General features: G+C 65.5%; 18 protein-coding genes. 9 read left to right on the top strand and 9 right to left on the bottom strand.

From position 1 onward, the window contains the following. Positions 1 to 40: 40 nt before the first annotated feature. Positions 41 to 1,534: a DHA2 family efflux MFS transporter permease subunit gene (locus tag NQJ30_RS07340; RefSeq protein ID WP_255769193.1), complete on the top strand. Its 1,494-nt coding sequence runs from the start codon at positions 41 to 43 to the stop codon at positions 1,532 to 1,534. 67 nt (positions 1,535 to 1,601) lie between these two features. Here the strand turns inward: NQJ30_RS07340 and NQJ30_RS07335 are convergent, their stop codons facing one another. The 3 genes from NQJ30_RS07335 to NQJ30_RS07325 are packed head-to-tail and all read right to left on the bottom strand — an operon-like array spanning position 1,602 to position 4,270. Next, entirely contained in the window at positions 1,602 to 2,435 is an 834-nt protein-coding gene (locus NQJ30_RS07335) for an alpha/beta fold hydrolase (protein ID WP_255769192.1), read from the bottom strand. A gap of 34 nt (positions 2,436 to 2,469) precedes the next feature. Further along, positions 2,470 to 3,333, bottom strand: coding sequence for an alpha/beta fold hydrolase (locus NQJ30_RS07330; protein WP_304663912.1), 864 nt, complete (start codon positions 3,331 to 3,333; stop codon positions 2,470 to 2,472). 52 nt (positions 3,334 to 3,385) lie between these two features. Next, complete coding sequence (locus NQJ30_RS07325) at positions 3,386 to 4,270, bottom strand: alpha/beta fold hydrolase (protein WP_255769190.1); 885 nt, start codon at positions 4,268 to 4,270, stop codon at positions 3,386 to 3,388. Between the two features lie 66 nt (positions 4,271 to 4,336). Here NQJ30_RS07325 and lysS point away from each other — a divergent pair, with 66 nt between their 5' ends. From lysS to NQJ30_RS07310, 3 genes are all read left to right on the top strand, one after another. Beyond that, positions 4,337 to 5,869: a lysine--tRNA ligase gene (gene lysS / locus NQJ30_RS07320; RefSeq protein ID WP_255769189.1), complete on the top strand. Its 1,533-nt coding sequence runs from the start codon at positions 4,337 to 4,339 to the stop codon at positions 5,867 to 5,869. Between the two features lie 2 nt (positions 5,870 to 5,871). After that, entirely contained in the window at positions 5,872 to 6,051 is a 180-nt protein-coding gene (locus NQJ30_RS07315; RefSeq protein WP_255769188.1) for a hypothetical protein, read from the top strand. Positions 6,052 to 6,182: 131 nt separating this feature from the next. Beyond that, positions 6,183 to 6,512 (top strand): histone-like nucleoid-structuring protein Lsr2, encoded by a 330-nt coding sequence (locus NQJ30_RS07310; RefSeq protein ID WP_255769187.1) that lies wholly within the window; start codon positions 6,183 to 6,185, stop codon positions 6,510 to 6,512. A 125-nt stretch (positions 6,513 to 6,637) separates the two neighbouring features. Here the strand turns inward: NQJ30_RS07310 and NQJ30_RS19115 are convergent, their stop codons facing one another. Further along, positions 6,638 to 6,865: an anthrone oxygenase family protein gene (locus tag NQJ30_RS19115; RefSeq protein ID WP_374113228.1), complete on the bottom strand. Its 228-nt coding sequence runs from the start codon at positions 6,863 to 6,865 to the stop codon at positions 6,638 to 6,640. 359 nt (positions 6,866 to 7,224) lie between these two features. On the opposite strand from NQJ30_RS19115, the gene NQJ30_RS07305 reads away from it, so the two are divergent. The 5 genes from NQJ30_RS07305 (at position 7,225) to dhaM (ending at position 12,874) form a co-directional block, all read left to right on the top strand. Beyond that, positions 7,225 to 9,717 carry an ATP-dependent Clp protease ATP-binding subunit gene (locus tag NQJ30_RS07305; protein WP_255769186.1) on the top strand — a complete coding sequence of 831 codons (2,493 nt, stop codon included), beginning with the start codon at positions 7,225 to 7,227 and terminating at the stop codon, positions 9,715 to 9,717. An 80-nt stretch (positions 9,718 to 9,797) separates the two neighbouring features. Continuing rightward, positions 9,798 to 10,307, top strand: coding sequence for an amino-acid N-acetyltransferase (locus tag NQJ30_RS07300; RefSeq protein ID WP_255769185.1), 510 nt, complete (start codon positions 9,798 to 9,800; stop codon positions 10,305 to 10,307). A 244-nt stretch (positions 10,308 to 10,551) separates the two neighbouring features. Further along, positions 10,552 to 11,553 carry a dihydroxyacetone kinase subunit DhaK gene (gene dhaK, locus NQJ30_RS07295; RefSeq protein ID WP_255769184.1) on the top strand — a complete coding sequence of 334 codons (1,002 nt, stop codon included), beginning with the start codon at positions 10,552 to 10,554 and terminating at the stop codon, positions 11,551 to 11,553. A 2-nt stretch (positions 11,554 to 11,555) separates the two neighbouring features. Further along, a complete protein-coding gene (gene dhaL, locus NQJ30_RS07290) occupies positions 11,556 to 12,185 on the top strand; it encodes a dihydroxyacetone kinase subunit DhaL (protein WP_255769183.1) in 630 nt (209 codons plus the stop codon). Further along, on the top strand, positions 12,182 to 12,874 hold the full coding sequence (gene dhaM, locus NQJ30_RS07285) for a dihydroxyacetone kinase phosphoryl donor subunit DhaM (RefSeq protein WP_255769182.1): 693 nt from the start codon (positions 12,182 to 12,184) through the stop codon (positions 12,872 to 12,874). The genes dhaL and dhaM overlap by 4 nt, the downstream gene beginning before the upstream one ends. 2 nt (positions 12,875 to 12,876) lie before the next feature. Here the strand turns inward: dhaM and NQJ30_RS07280 are convergent, their stop codons facing one another. The 5 genes from NQJ30_RS07280 to NQJ30_RS07260 all read right to left on the bottom strand — a co-directional run bounded on the left by NQJ30_RS07280 (position 12,877) and on the right by NQJ30_RS07260 (position 15,772). Then, positions 12,877 to 13,146, bottom strand: a complete 270-nt coding sequence (locus tag NQJ30_RS07280; RefSeq protein ID WP_255769181.1) for a DUF3040 domain-containing protein — start codon at positions 13,144 to 13,146, stop codon at positions 12,877 to 12,879. A gap of 181 nt (positions 13,147 to 13,327) precedes the next feature. After that, complete coding sequence (locus NQJ30_RS07275) at positions 13,328 to 13,822, bottom strand: hypothetical protein (RefSeq protein WP_255769180.1); 495 nt, start codon at positions 13,820 to 13,822, stop codon at positions 13,328 to 13,330. 37 nt (positions 13,823 to 13,859) lie between these two features. Continuing rightward, positions 13,860 to 14,291, bottom strand: a complete 432-nt coding sequence (locus NQJ30_RS07270; RefSeq protein WP_255769179.1) for a DUF3592 domain-containing protein — start codon at positions 14,289 to 14,291, stop codon at positions 13,860 to 13,862. A 3-nt stretch (positions 14,292 to 14,294) separates the two neighbouring features. After that, positions 14,295 to 14,726, bottom strand: a complete 432-nt coding sequence (locus NQJ30_RS07265) for a DUF3592 domain-containing protein (RefSeq protein ID WP_255769178.1) — start codon at positions 14,724 to 14,726, stop codon at positions 14,295 to 14,297. Between the two features lie 65 nt (positions 14,727 to 14,791). Then, positions 14,792 to 15,772, bottom strand: a complete 981-nt coding sequence (locus tag NQJ30_RS07260) for an A/G-specific adenine glycosylase (protein WP_304663911.1) — start codon at positions 15,770 to 15,772, stop codon at positions 14,792 to 14,794. Positions 15,773 to 15,822 lie beyond the last annotated feature (50 nt).

Below are 15,822 nucleotides of genomic sequence, written 5' to 3'. Positions count from 1 at the left end.
CTCGCGCCACACTTCATTCTTACTCCCTGAGGGAACACCCATGTCTACAGAAGTCTCTTCGAACGCCTCCGGCCAGCCGGGGCCGCCCGGCAAATCCGGCCAAACCGGAACGGCGCCGGCGTCGAAGTCCGCCGCACCGGAAAAGCTGTCCCGGGAGTCGGTGACCATCATCGCCACACTGCTCGTGGCGACGTTCGTGGTGATCCTGAACGAGACCATCATGAACGTCGCCCTGCAGCGGCTGATGGTGGACCTCGGCGTGGACGCGCCCACCGTGCAGTGGCTCTCCACCGGCTTTATGCTCACCATGGCCGTAGTCATCCCCACCACCGGCTTCATCCTGCAAAGCCTGTCCACGCGTGCCGTCTTTATGCTCGCCATGGGTCTTTTCGCCGGCGGCACCGCCCTGGCAGCGGTGGCGCCAGGCTTCGAGGTCCTGCTCCTGGCGCGCATTATCCAGGCCGGCGGTACGGCCATCATGCTGCCGCTCCTGATGACCACCATCCTCACGCTCGTCCCGCTTGCCAGGCGCGGCGCGGTCATGGGCAACGTCAGCATCGCGATCTCCGTGGCACCGGCCATGGGGCCCACAGTGTCCGGGCTGATCCTGGAGCACTTCACGTGGCGCTTCATGTTTGTGTTCGTGCTCCCGGTGGCGCTGGCCGCCCTGGCGATCGGAGCGAAGTACCTGACAAACGTGGGCGAAACCGAAAAAACCAAGCTCGATTTCCTGTCGGTGCTGCTGACGGTTCCCGCGTTCGGCGGCCTCGTATACGGGCTAAGTCAGATCGGCGGTGGCCAGAGCGGGCCCGGCATCGCCGCCATCGCCGCGTTGGTTATCGGTGTGGCCAGCCTGGCTGTCTTTGTGCTCCGCCAGCTCAGGCTGCAGAAGTCGGAGGCTCCGCTGCTGGACCTCCGCGCGTTCAATTTCCGGATGTTCACGGTGTCCGTGCTGCTGATGGTGGTGGCCATGATGGCGCTGTTCGGCGGCGTGATCCTGCTGCCGCTCTACCTTCAGGAAATCCGCGGCCTGGGTTCGCTGGAGACGGGCCTCGCGCTGCTGCCGGGCGGACTGGCGATGGGACTGCTGGGCCCCTTCATCGGGAGGTTGTTCGACAAAGTGGGCCCGTTGCCGCTCACCGTGACGGGCTCGGTCCTGATGGTGGCCACCCTGTGGCAGTTCTCCATGCTCGACGCCGGTACTCCGGTGTGGTGGATCGTGACCCTTCACGTCCTCCTGAGCTTCGGCCTGGCGCTGCTGTTCACGCCGGCGTTCACCACCGGCCTGAACCCGCTGCCGCCACACCTGTACTCCCACGGCTCCGCCATCATGAGCACATCACAGCAGGTCGCGGGTGCCGCCGGCACGGCGCTGCTGGTGTCCATCTTTGCGGTGGTGTCGGCGTCCTCAGGCCTCGTGGCCGGCATGCGTGCCGCATTCCTGACGGCAACCGTGATAGCCGTAGCCGCCGTCGTGCTTTCCGCGATGATGCGCAAAACAGAAGGTGCCGTGCCGGGACACGCCGCGCACTAACCCAACTAGGTAGCGGCAGATGTCCTTTTGACCCGTCTAAACGACATCTGCTGCTACCTACATGGGGTCAGCCGGCGAAGAAATCGCTGAGTTCGGTGATGAGCTTCTCCGGCGCCCTGAGGACGCCGTCGTGCCCGGAGCCCTGCAGGATGGTGTAGCTGGAACCGGACAGGACGTCGTGGATCTGGCCGCAGGCCACACCGAAGTAGGCCGGGCTCTTTTCGCCCACCACGATGAGGGTTTCCAGGGGCAGTTCCAGGAACGGCTCGGCCGGCATGTCCGCGGCGATGATCGCCTTGATTTCGCGGACGCCGGTGCGCATCATTTCGCGCTGCTGCTTGCCGAGGGTTGTGCCGGCCGTGAGTTTGTTGGCGATGGTCAGCATGGACAGCGGCATCCGCGAGAAGGCGCCGCCGGTTTCCAGGCCCTTGGTAAGGACGGCCAGGGCGCGGTCATCGTCCCCCGCTGCGGTTGCCCGCTCATATTCCGTGGTCCAGTCCGCTGTGACGCTGTGGTTCACGGACACGGCCGGGTCATAAACGGCCAGCCGCTCCACCGGCAGGGTCCGGGCTGCGTGCAGGGCCACCGCGCCGCCGAAGCTGTGGCCGAACACGTCGGTGCTGGACGTGTGCTTCATGACGGCGTCCAGGTCCCGGATGTCCACATCCAGGGTGTAGTCCTGAGGTTGCGGCGACGACGAACCGCGGCCGCGGCGGTTGAAGGTGTGCACCGGCCGGCCGAGGGCGGCGCTCAGCTTCTGGGCAAACTTGGTGTAGTCAGCCGCGGTCACCATGGAGGCCTGCACCACCACCACGCCGGACCCGGCGGAGGCCAGTTCCGCACCCGTGGTGAAGAGCTCCAGTGTGCCGCCGTCGGGGGTTGTAATTGTCTCGCGCGTCATGATCCGAGCCTAGCCGAGCAACCTGCGGAATGCCTCAGCCCTTGAAGTACTCCGCGATATCCGCGACGAGTTCCTTCACTGCGGCGGGGACGGAACCGTGGAAGCACTTGGGGGAGAGCTCGAACGTGCTGCCGGGGACTGCGCTGTGCAGGCGCCGGGCCGTGACCTTGTAGTAGTGCGGGCTCTTGCCGCCCGCCATGAAATGGGTGTTGGCCGGCAGGACGGCGAAGTCGCGGGCGCGCTCCACCTCGTCGTAGGCGGCCCGCAGCTCACCCACGCCTGTGGGCATCAGCTCCCTCGCCATCCTGTTGACCTTGGTGCGCGACACCAATGCCATCAGGCCGGCCAGGACCGGTTCCGGAACTTTGGACAAGGCCGTGTCCGGCTGCATGCCCTTCTTCAGTTGGGCCATGGCATGGCCCAACTTGCCCGCGTTGACCGCATCCTCAAAACCGTCGAGCCATGAGGTGTCGATGCTGCCGTCGATGTTCACGGCCGCGTCGTAGACCGCCAGCCTGTCCGGCTCATGCGCCGTTCCCACAAACTCCTGCACGGCATTCAGGGCCACCGACCCACCCAGGCTATGGCCCAGGATATTGCGGGCGCCGGTGGCATCCATGACGGTGCGAACGTCCTCAATCTCGGTGGCCATCGAGTAATCGGCCGGCTGCTCCGTGGACTTTCCCCGGCCGCGGCGGTCGTAGACGTCCACCGCCCACCCCGGTCCCAGACCGTCCGCCAGGGCCATCGAGAACGGCCGGTAAATCAGGGCGGTCAGGAAAGCTCCGCCGATCACCACCACCCGGCGTTCTCCCGGCGCATCCACGGTGCCGTAGCTGTACAAAGCCAATGTGCCGCCGTCGTGCGTGGGGACTGCCTGCTCTTTCACGGTCCCCATCCTAGGCGGACGGTCCTGGGCGCTGGCCGGGTGCCGGCTGGATCCGGCCGTGCTAACGGCGCCGGCCCAGTCTTTGGATCTGGCCGTCGCTGGCATTGATGAACCGGGCAATCCGCACGGCCAGGCCCTTGCCGGGCCGGATAGGGCCCTCGTGTAGCTGCCCCGGAACCACGCGGAACTCGATGGACGGGACCGCGGACGCCAGCTGCCGCCCGGTCTCCGCGAAGTATGCCGGGCTCCAGCCGCCGCTGAGCATCAGGATGGGCGTGGTGAGCGGCGTGAAGTCGTCGAGGTCGGCATCAGCGTCGAGCACGGCCCGCATTTCCTTCACGGCTGTGGGCAGCAGTTGGCGCATCTCCGTCCCGAGGTTTGTCCTGGCTGAGAGGATGCTCAGCATCCGCAGCGCACCCAGCGGCAGGTGGGACAGCGGCCCGGCGGTGCCCAGTCCCTGGACCAGGTGTGCCCAGGCGTGGTTCAACTGGCCTGCCGTGACGGCGTCCTCAAGCTCGGGCCGCCAGCGGTGACTGAGGTTTCCGGACAGCGACACCGCAGCGTCGTAGGTCACCAGCCGGGCGATCGGCAGCGTCCGGGCGGCTTGCAGCGCCACGAAACCGCCGTAGCTGTGGGCCACCACGTCCGTGGAACCGGTCTTGTCCATGACCGCTGCGAGGTCCTTGATCTCGGTGGCCGCCGAGTAGTCGTCCGGCTGCGGCGAGGAGCCCGCCCGGCCCCGCCGGTTGTAGCAGTGCACCGGACGGCCCAGCAGGAGGCTGAGCTTCCGTGCGAAAGGACGGTAGAGGGCGTCGGTGACCAGAGTGCCGTGGACAATTACGACGCCGGGAGGTCCCGCCGTCGTCGGCTCCCGTTCCGCAGGGGTGAGGAACGAATGCACCTCCAGGTGGCCGCCGTCGGCTGCCTCAAGTTTCCAGGACTCCACAGCCCGAGTCTATGCCCGGGCGCCGCCGGAAGCCGGGCGGCGGAACTCCCGGTAAACTTGTGGACTGTGACTTCCCAAAACACCCCCGCCCCCAAAAACGCCCCAGAGCCCCTCGACGCCAGCGAGCAGATGCGCATCCGCATGGACAAGCGCGCCAAGCTGATCGAGGGTGGCATCGAGGCGTACCCGGTGGGTGTTGAGCGTACACACTCCCTGACCGAGATCCGCGAAAAGTACGCGCACCTCGAGGCGGACGACACCACCGGCGACACCGTGGGCGTCACCGGCCGGGTCGTGTTTGTCCGCAACACCGGCAAGCTCTGCTTCGCCACGCTCCAGGAAGGCGGCGTGGACGGCAAGGGCACCCGGCTGCAGGCCATGCTCAGCCTCGCCAACGTGGGGGAGGAGGCGCTCGCCGAGTGGAAGGCTCTGGTGGACCTCGGCGACCACGTGTTCATCAAGGGCGAGGTGATTTCCTCCCGCCGCGGTGAGCTGTCCGTGATGGCGGAGTCCTGGTCCATGGCGTCCAAGGCCCTGCGCCCGCTGCCCGTGCTGCACGCGGAACTGAACGAGGAAACCCGTGTCCGGCAGCGCTACGTGGACCTTATGGTGCGCGACGAAGCCCGCGAAATGGTCTACACCCGCGCCGCCATCACCCGGTCCATCCGCGAAACACTCTTCCGCCACAACTACGTGGAGGTGGAAACCCCCATCCTGCAGCTGGTCCACGGCGGTGCCCTGGCGCGCCCGTTTGAGACGCACATGAACGCGTTTGACCAGAAGATGACCCTGCGCATCGCTACCGAGCTGTACCTGAAGCGGGCAGTGGTGGGCGGTATCGACCGCGTCTACGACATGGGCCGCGTCTTCCGCAACGAGGGCGTGGACTCCACCCACAGTCCCGAATTCACCACCCTCGAGTGCTACGAGGCGTGGGCGGACCAGTTCGTCATGGCTGAGCGCATCAAGGAAATCATCCTCGACGCCGCCGACGCCGTGGGTGCCGGCCGCACCATCCAGACCGAAGCCGGGGAGATTAACCTCGACGGCGACTGGGCGTGGGTTTCCGTCTACCCGGGGCTTTCCGACGCCGTTGGCCAGGAAGTCACACCGGATACTTCGCCGGAGGTGCTGCGCGAAATTGCCGCCAAGCACGAGGTCAAGGTGGACCCGACGTGGGACGCAGAGAAGCTCGCGGTGGAGCTGTTCGGGGAGATCGTGGAGCCCACGCTGCTCAACCCCACCTTTGTTTACGACTACCCGCCGTCGGCCCAGCCGCTGGCCCGGCCGCACCGTGAGGACGGCCGGCTGATTGAGGCCTGGGACCTCATCATCGGCGGCATGGAACGCGGCACGGCCTTCTCCGAACTGATTGACCCGGTCATCCAGCGCGAACGGCTGACCGAACAGTCCCGGCACGCGGCGGCCGGTGATGACGAGGCCATGCAGCTGGACGAGGACTTCCTCCGTGCCCTCGAATACGGCGCGCCGCCCATGGGCGGTATTGGTTTGGGCATCGACCGCCTGGTCATGCTGTTTACCGGCGCCGGTATCCGCGAAACCATTCTCTTCCCCCTCCTGAAGCCCGAAGGGCACTAATTATGGAATATGTAGCCGTACTGCTGCCCTCATTGGTAGTGGGCCTGATCTTCTGGTTCGCCATGAAATCAATCTTTAATGCCGATAAGTCCGAACGGCAGGCCGAAGCCCGTGCACAGGCCGAGGCCGATGCGCAGGCCATCAAACCGCAGAACGGACACGCTGCGGGCCAGGATAATTAAAGTCCCGGAACTTCCTGGGAATATGCCCAGAGTTCATTTTCGCTTTGACGTGATGCCATAAAGAGGTTCATACTTTTTGTAGAAACATCCTGCTTTTCTGCAAACCCGAACCTCCAAAAGGAAGTCTTTAAATGGCACAGAAAGTGAACATCATCCTCGTAGATGATCTGGATGGGGGATCCGCAGACGAGAATGTCCGGTTTGGCCTTGACGGGGCCAGCTACGAAATCGACTTGTCGGCCGCAAATGCAGCCGAGCTCCGCTCGAGTCTGGAGCGCTTTGTTGCCGCTGCCCGTAAAACGTCGGCGGGGCGCAGCTCCCGCCCCAAGGCTGCTGTGACGGGCCGCGGCAATGATTCCGCCCAGATCCGTCAGTGGGCACGCGACAACGGCTACACGGTCAACAGCCGCGGCCGAATTCAGGCCGAAATCCAGGAAGCCTACCAGAAGGCCAATTCCTAGGACTTCGTCCCTTTGTCTGCAAAGAACCCTGTTTCGCCCCGTGCGGTACAGGGTTCTTTGCTGTCCGGAGAATGAGTAGCCCGGCCGGTCTTCCCGGAAACCCCACTGCTGTGACTAAAGAAGTGTCAAAGTGAAGCCCGCGCAATACTAACGGACACCAGTGCCGCAAATGACAGCCACGTACGGTGAATGTTCCACAGGGTCCAGCGGCGTTCGAATGATTTTCCGCCGGCCGAGGTATCTCCGGCCGCCGCAGCCCGGCTCAAGCCGTTAATAAAGGGAATATTTACTCCGAAGGTTATGGCCAGTGTTGCGGTATAGCAGGTCAGGGCAACAAACGTAGGGCATGGCACTGTCAAGCTGCTTCATCCACGAAAAGACCGCCGCGGCCGCCAAAGCGAGGAATGCACTGCCGAAGCTCAGCGCAAATACCGGATTCTGAATTGCCGTGTTGATGCACGCAGTCCGGGGATCACGGAGCAGGCGTAGGACTAATACAGCCCCCCCGATGCCGGCCAGCGACACTGTGGCTGCGGTCATGAGCGTTGAGGTTAGTTCCAAAACGTTCTCCTTGCCCGTGGCCTTTCCTGATCCACGCGGGGCCGGGTTACGGGAGGTTGAACGCGCCATGTTTCCCCTGTGGCGAACACGCTCCACAAGACGGGATCGGGCACGTAGCATCAAAGTACGTTGTAGCTAGGAGTGTGGCGAAATGTTTGAGCGATTTACGGACCGTGCCCGTCGCGTCGTTGTGCTTGCCCAAGAAGAGGCACGCATGCTGAACCATAACTATATTGGTACCGAACACATCCTCTTGGGTCTGATTCATGAGGGTGAAGGCGTTGCCGCCAAGGCTCTTGAGTCCCTGAGTATTTCGCTGGACGGTGTCCGCGAGCAGGTGCAGGAGATTATTGGCCAGGGCCAGCAGGCCCCGTCGGGCCACATTCCCTTCACGCCCCGCGCCAAGAAGGTGCTGGAGCTCTCCCTGCGTGAGGCTCTGCAGCTTGGCCACAACTACATCGGCACGGAACACATCCTGCTGGGCCTCATCCGTGAGGGTGAGGGCGTGGCTGCCCAGGTGCTTGTCAAGCTCGGCGCCGACCTCAACCGGGTCCGCCAGCAGGTCATCCAGCTGCTCTCCGGCTACCAGGGCAAGGAGACCACCGGCGCAGGCGTCGGGGCCGGCCAGCCCGAAGGCACCCCTGCCGGGTCGGTGGTACTGGACCAGTTCGGCCGCAACCTGACCCAGGCTGCACGCGAGAACAAGCTGGATCCTGTGATCGGCCGCGAGCAGGAAATGGAACGCGTCATGCAGGTCCTTTCCCGCCGCACCAAGAACAACCCCGTCCTAATCGGTGAGCCCGGCGTTGGCAAGACCGCCGTCGTCGAAGGCCTCGCGCAGGCGATTGTCCGCGGCGACGTCCCGGAGACCATCAAGGACAAGCAGCTCTACACCCTGGACCTTGGGTCCCTGGTGGCAGGGTCCCGCTACCGCGGCGACTTCGAAGAGCGGCTGAAGAAGGTCCTCAAGGAAATCCGCACCCGCGGCGACATCATCCTCTTCATCGACGAGATCCACACACTGGTGGGTGCCGGCGCTGCCGAGGGTGCCATCGACGCCGCCTCCATCCTTAAGCCGATGCTGGCCCGTGGTGAACTGCAGACCATCGGGGCCACCACCCTGGATGAGTACCGCAAGCACATCGAGAAGGACGCCGCCCTGGAGCGCCGCTTCCAGCCGATCCAGGTCAAGGAGCCTTCCGTCGCCCACGCGATCGAGATCCTCAAGGGCCTGCGTGACCGCTACGAGGCGCACCACCGCGTGACCATCACCGACGGCGCCCTCGCCTCGGCTGCCAGCCTCGCCGAGCGCTACATCTCGGACCGCTTCCTGCCGGACAAGGCCATCGACCTGATCGATGAGGCCGGTGCCCGGCTGCGCATCCGCCGGATGACCGCCCCGCCGGAGCTGAAGGCCATGGACGAGCGCATCGCCCAGCTGAAGATGGAGAAGGAATCCGCCATCGACGCCCAGGACTTCGAAGGTGCAGCATCGCTCCGCGACAAGGAGCAGAAGCTCATCACCGAGCGCGCCGAAAAGGAACGCCACTGGAAGTCCGGCGGCATGGACGACATCTCCGAGGTGGATGAGGATCTCATCGCCGAGGTGCTGGCCAACTCCACCGGCATTCCGGTCTTCAAGCTGACCGAGGAAGAATCCTCGCGCCTGCTGAAGATGGAAGACGAACTGCACAAGCGTGTGGTGGGCCAGGACGAGGCCATCAAGGCCCTGTCCCAGGCGATCCGCCGCACCCGTGCAGGCCTGAAGGACCCCAAGCGTCCCGGCGGCTCGTTCATCTTCGCCGGCCCCACCGGCGTCGGCAAGACCGAGCTGGCCAAGGCCCTGGCCGAGTTCCTGTTCGGTGAAGAGGATGCCCTCATCACGCTGGACATGTCCGAGTACTCCGAAAAGCACACGGTTTCGCGGCTCTTCGGTGCCCCTCCGGGCTACGTCGGGTACGAGGAAGGTGGCCAGCTCACCGAGAAGGTCCGCCGCCGTCCGTTCTCCGTGGTCCTCTTCGACGAAGTGGAGAAGGCACACGCCGATCTCTTCAACTCGCTCCTGCAGATCCTGGAGGACGGCCGCCTGACCGACTCCCAGGGCCGCGTGGTGGACTTCAAGAACACCGTGATCATCATGACCACGAACCTTGGCACCCGGGACATCTCCAAGAGCGTTGCCACCGGCTTCCAGTCCGGCACCGACACCCAGACCGGCTACAACCGGATGCGTGCCCGCGTGACCGAGGAACTCAAGCAGCACTTCCGCCCCGAGTTCCTGAACCGTGTGGATGACGTTGTGGTGTTCCCGCAGCTGACCCAGGACGAGATCATCGAGATCGTTGACATGTTCGTTGGCCGGCTGGAGAAGCGCCTCAAGGACAAGGACATGGGCATCGAGCTCACGCCCGCCGCCAAGGTGCTCCTGGCAACCCGCGGCTACGATCCCGCGATGGGTGCCCGGCCGCTGCGCCGCACCATCCAGCGCGAGATCGAGGACCAGCTCTCCGAAAAGATCCTGTTCGGAGACATCCACGCCGGCGACATCGTGGTGGTGGATGTGGACGGCGAAGGTGACGACGCCAAGTTCACTTTCGCCGGCAACGCCAAGCCGCGTATCCCGGAGATTGCCCCGAGCGTCTAATCGGCAAATCCAGAGGGCCCCGTCATTCCGAAAGGAACGGCGGGGCCTCTGCGTTGCGGTCGCCTCGTAGGATGGAAGACGTGACTGACTCCTTCCAAATCCGTCCTGCCCGCACCAGCGATGTCCCCGCCATCAAGAGACTTGTGGCACCGCTCGCGGAACAACGGATCCTCATGGCCAAGGAGACGGTTGCCTACTATGAGAGCCTGCAGGAGTTCCGGATCGCCGAATCGCCCGACGGCGAGGTCATCGGCTGCGGCGCCCTGCACGTGATGTGGGAAGACCTGGCCGAGGTGCGCACCCTGGCCGCCTCCGACGTCTGGCGCGGCAAAGGCGTTGGCCACGTACTGGTGGAAACCCTGCTCGGGGAGGCGCGGGCCCTCGGTGTAGCGCGTGTCTTCTGCCTCACCTTCGAAGTGGATTTCTTCAAGCGCCACGGCTTTGAGGTGATGGCGGACCAGTCCGCCGTTGACCCCGCCGTCTACTCCGAGCTGCTCCGCTCCCACGACGAAGGCGTCGCCGAATTCCTGGACCTGGCGCGGGTCAAACCAAACACCTTGGGCAACACGCGCATGATCAAGTTCCTCTAAAGGGCCGTCAGGATCCCCTCTTTGTCCCGCCGTCGTCCGGCGTCATCTCCGCCCAACCTCTTGGCTTTAGTCGAGTTGATGGATAAACTGAGCGGGCCGCAGTTTGGGGCCTGCCGGTAAGGGACAGTCATTGGGGGCTGTCCCTTACCTGTGTCCGGGAGGCGGAGGCTATCCGAGTTCGATGCCGCGGTAGTAGGGTCAAAGTGCAATCCTCTAGCACGAGCCCACACCCAGGAGTTCTGCCATGAAAAAGCTCATCAATGATCCACGTTCCGTTGTCGACGAGTCTGTTGAAGGTTTCGGACTCGCCCACGCCGACCTCGTGACCGTCAGCGCCGATCCCAAATACGTCACGCGCAAGGACGCGCCTGTCGCGGGAAAGGTCGGGCTGCTCTCCGGCGGAGGCAGCGGCCACGAACCGCTGCACGCCGGCTATGTCGGGCGGGGAATGCTCGACGCCGCCGTGCCGGGGGCGGTGTTCACCTCACCCACGCCGGATCAGATCCTTCCGGCGACCCTCGCAATTAACTCGGGTGCCGGCGTCGTCCACATCGTGAAGAACTACACCGGCGACGTCCTGAACTTCGAGACTGCCGCCGAACTGGCGCAGGCCGAAGGTGTGGAGGTCCGCACCGTCTTCGTCAACGATGACGTGGCCGTGGAGGATTCGCTGTACACCGCCGGGCGCCGCGGCGTTGGCGGGACTGTCCTGGTGGAGAAGATCGCCGGTGCCGCCGCTGAACGGGGCGACAGCCTTGATGCCGTGGCCGCAATCGGCGACCGCGTCAATAGCAATGTCCGCACCATGGGCGTCGCGTTGTCGGCCTGCACCGTACCGCATGCCGGAACCCCGAGTTTCGAGCTGGCGGACAACGAGATCGAGATCGGCATCGGGATCCACGGCGAACCGGGCCGGCACAAGATTCCGATGGAGAATGCGGACGGCATCACCGACCGGCTGTTGGAGCCTGTCCTCAGCGACCTCGGCATTTCGAGCGGCGATAAGGTCCTGCTCTTCGTCAATGGAATGGGCGGCACGCCGCTGAGCGAGCTGTACATCGTCTACCGCCGCGCGGCGCAGGTCCTTGCGGAGCGGGGAGCCACGGTGGAACGTTCGCTGGTGGGGAACTACATCACGGCCTTGGAGATGCAGGGCTGCTCCATCTCGGTGCTCCGGCTCGATGATGAGATGACGCAGCTGTGGGACGCACCCGTTCACACGGCCGCACTGCGGTGGGGCGTGTGACGATGCTGCTGGACGTTAAGTGGGCCGTCAGGTGGCTGACCATGTGCGCTGAGGCGATGGCCGAAAACCGGGCATGGCTGATCGAGCTGGACCGTCCAATCGGCGACTCGGACCACGGCGAGAATATGGACCGTGGATTCCAGGCCGTGCTGGAGAAGCTCGCCGAGGCTCCGCCGGAGACGCCCGGCGCGGCCCTCAAGCTCACCGCCATGACCTTGATGTCCAAGGTCGGCGGTGCCGCCGGCCCGCTTTACGGCACGGCGTTCCTCCGTGCCGCCACCGCGTTCGGCGACGCCCTCGAAGTTGATCCCGCAGGGCTCGCTACTGCCCTGATGGCTGCCCGCGACGGCATCGTGGCCAGGGGCAAGGCCGAGTCCGGCGACAAGACCATGGTGGACGCCTGGACCCCGGCCGCCGAGGCCGCCCAGGCCGCCGCGGACGGGACAGGCAACGTCCTGGCCGTGCTGGTGGCGGCCGCCGAGGCCGCCGAAGCGGGTGCGGTGGCAACGGATCCGCTGGTGGCACGCAAAGGCCGGGCCAGCTATCTGGGGGAGCGCAGTGCGGGCCACCGCGACCCGGGCGCGGCGTCCAGCGCGCTGATCCTGCGGGCCGCCGTCGGGGCTGCTGCATGACGGTACGCCTGGTGGTGGTGTCCCATAGCGAAAAGATCGCCGACGGCGCCGTGCAGCTTGCCGCCCAGATGGCACCCGACGTGGTGATCATCGCAGCGGGAGGCACCTCGGACGGCAGGATCGGAACAAGCCTGGAGAAAGTCATGTCCGCCCTGGACCAGGCCGCCGGCGGTGACGGCATAGTGGTCCTGACGGACCTTGGTTCTGCCGTCATGACGGCAGAATCGGCGCAGGAACTCGCGGACGACCCGTCCGCTGTGCTCCTTGCGGACGCGCCCCTGGTGGAAGGCCTGGTGGCGGCCGCCGTTGCCGCCCAGGGTGGCGGCGACATGCTCGCCGTCAAGCGGGCGGCAGAGGCTGTTTACGGATCCGGGGCCGCCGGGGCATCGCCGGTCAGCTCCGTCGAAGAAGGCCCGGCAGCCGGTGCCGGGCCGGACTTCACCGGGGATTTTGAACTTATCAACCAGGCCGGCATGCATGCCCGGCCGGCAGCGAAAGTTGCCGGCGGGCTGTCTGCCCTGAACGCCGACGTCACCATCAACGGCGTGGATGGCGCCTCCATGACCGCACTCATGACTCTCGCCGCCGGCAAGGGAGCCCTGCTTCACGTTGAGGCCTGGGGACCGGACGCCGAGCGTGCCCTGAATTATGTTGGAGGCCTGGTGCAGGCTGGGTTCGGCGAGCCCTAGGCTCAGCGAAGCCGCGTGGGGCGCGTGCCCAGGACCAGGTAGGTGCCGGTGCCCATCAGGAGGAAGCCGCCTACGCCGACCACGATGAGTTGCGTGCTGACGCCCGTTATCAAAAGGATCAGCCCGATCAGGCACAGAAGCAACCCGACGTACGCCTTGGCACGCAGCCTGACCGAACCCGACGAGAGTCTTTGCGCCAGCTGCGGATCGTCTGACGCGAGATCCGCTTCCAGCTCTTCCAGCTGTTTGCGCTCCCGATCTGAAAGTGGCATCGGAACCCCTGTCTGGCGTCCAGTGAACTGTCGAAATCTGGCTTTCGCAGTGTTAGTAAAGCTGACGGTAGGAGTGTTCCCTACGGAAGTCAAGAGCACGCGGTGGCAGGTACCAGGGGTCTGGTGGAGGCCCTGGACTCGGGCCCGGAAGCCCGGTTGCCTGGCCGGAAAAGGGTGCGATTCACGCCGGCGCCTGACGCAGGCCGCCGGCGTCGAGCACTACGGCTGCGGAGATGAACCGCCCGCACTGTTCGCCGTAGGGGAAGGCTACTCGGGGCCGGAATTCGAGCGTGCGCACCGGCAGGGCCTGCCCGTCGGGCGAGGTCCCCGCGGCGGTTACCGCCATGGGCGATTCGGTGAGGGTGTCCAGGAACAGCATGCCGGTCAGCGTTCCGTCCGGTGAGGCAGTGGCCGAGCAGCCGCCGTCAGGGGTGCAGCCCTGGTCCACCGAAACAGACCCTGGCCTGAGTTCCACGGAGTCCTCCTTGCACACGCCGTCCTGGCATGCCTTCAGGCGCAGCGTCGCCACGCGCGGCACATACGACGCCGGAATGGTCACCGCCGCCACCGACGCCTGCGCGATTGCGGGGCACGGTGTCCCTCCGGGGTAGTCGTTGCAGCCGCAGGCGAGGACCGTCGTCGTCAGCAGTGCCAGAAGCAGCCCGGACTTGCGCATACTTCAGCGTAGGACCGGGGCCGCGGCGGCCGCACGGCTACCAGGAAAGTGACGCAAACATTGTTATGGCTCCGGCGCCAAATAGCACCAAAAGGAGACCCGTGGCCAGCCGGCCCCTGGCGACTACGAACACGGGGAGGGTGGATTCGGCCGGATTGGCGGGGTTGTAGCGGACAGCGATGCGCTGCCCGATAATTGCCTGGTCCTGGCTGTAGATATCGGACTGGCCCAGCCAGCGTTTACCGGCGGCGTCCTCGAATTCGTACGACGCCGCAAACCGGTCCCTGCCGTTGCTCCCGGGCCCGTCCTTGCCGTGCAGGTTGCCGGTGACGGTTGCGGAGCCGTGTGACCACCCTGCCATGCTGCGCTGCCGCCGGATCGATGCCGCCAATGAAAGGCCAACCAGGATCAGGCCCAGGAGAAGGAGAAGCCCGGGCAGCACAATAAAGATCAGCTTGAGAAAGTCCAAGGCTCAGCCCAGCGGGAAAGCGCCGGCAACCCAGAACAGCAGCAGGGAAAACAACGCGAAGAACGGCACCATGCAGCCGAGAATCATCTTGGATTCGGATGCCACCTGGAACGACTGGTTGGGATTTGCGGGGTTATACGCGACCTCCACCAGCGAACCCGGCACCTGCTGGTTCCGGTAGGAAACCTCCGATTCGCCGGCATGGAGAATCCCGTTCGGATCCGCGAACTGATAGGTGGGGTAGAAGCGCCGGCTTCGCGATGAACCGCCGCTGCCACCGCTCCAGCCGCCCACATTGCCGGTTACCGTGGCCTGGACCTTCGGCCAGCCGGCGATCAGCTTTTCCTGGCGCTTGGTCTTCCGAAGCGTGTGGACCAGCGCGAAAATGACCCCGCCCACGAACAGCGCCCAGATGATGTACAGCACGATTCTCATAGAATTCCCCCGGTTCGAGTCACCAGAAAGTATGCCACCCGGCCCGCGGCTGCCCTAAAAGTGCGTTAGCCAGGGAGTTGGTAGCCGCCCTCGCGGAGCTCGGCCAGGCCGTCACCGAGCAGGCCGGCCAGCGCACGTTCCAGCTGTTCGGGGGCGGAGTTCAAGCGATGCAGGGCCGCGAGAGGCACCCCGATCCCGTCCGCCGCGAAGCCCAGGTCCGCCGGTTCCTGCTGGAACATTTCTGCCGCGACGGGGCTGTCCGCGAGCCGCAGCACAGCCATCACGGCGCCGCGGACCTGGCGGTCGGTGCCGTGCCACGCCTGGCCCTTGGGGATGTACGACGGCGGCGGCTCGCCGGCTGCCAGCCATGCACACGAGTCCCGCACGGGGCAGTCCGCGCATTTTGGCGCCCTCGCTGTGCACAGCAGCGCCCCCAACTCCATGACCGCAGCGTTCCAGCGTACGGAAGTGCCGTCGTCGTGCGGCAACAGTTCCGCCGCGAGCCGCATCTCCGCGGCGCTCAGGGACGGGGCGGGAAGTGCGACGCCGGAAATGAGGCGTGCGTGCACGCGCCGGATATTGGTGTCCACCACCGTCTCCCGGCGTCCGAACGCAAAGGCTGCAACGGCCGCGGCGGTGTAGCTGCCCACCCCGGGGAGTGCCAGCAGCTCGGCATAGGTGCCTGGAACTTTTCCGCCGTGATCCCGGACGATGGCGGCGGCGGCCGCGTGCAGGCGCAGCGCGCGGCGGGGGTAGCCGAGCCGGCCCCATGAACGGACTGCTTCGCCGGCCGGCTCACCCGCCAGCCCCGCCGGGGTGGGCCACCGCTCCAGCCATTCCCGCCAGACCGGCAGCACCCGAACCACCGGCGTCTGCTGCAGCATCACCTCGCTGACCAGGACGGCCCACGCCGAGCAGCCCGCTTCACGCCATGGCAGCTCGCGGGCGGTCTCCGCGAACCAGCCAGTGATCCGGCGATGCAGCTCCTCGAGTTGCATCGCACTGAGTTCGGCCGGAGCGGTCGCAGGCGCGCTGCCCGCGGGCATGGCTGGGGAAAGGGTTGTAGCGTCGATCCCCACACTGTAGTTGATGCCGG

It is taken from the genome of Pseudarthrobacter sulfonivorans, from assembly GCF_024391045.1.
GTDB lineage: Bacteria > Actinomycetota > Actinomycetes > Actinomycetales > Micrococcaceae > Arthrobacter > Arthrobacter sulfonivorans_B.
The sequence above is the reverse complement of the archived record's forward strand: the minus strand, read 5'-3'. Positions and strand labels throughout refer to the sequence as shown.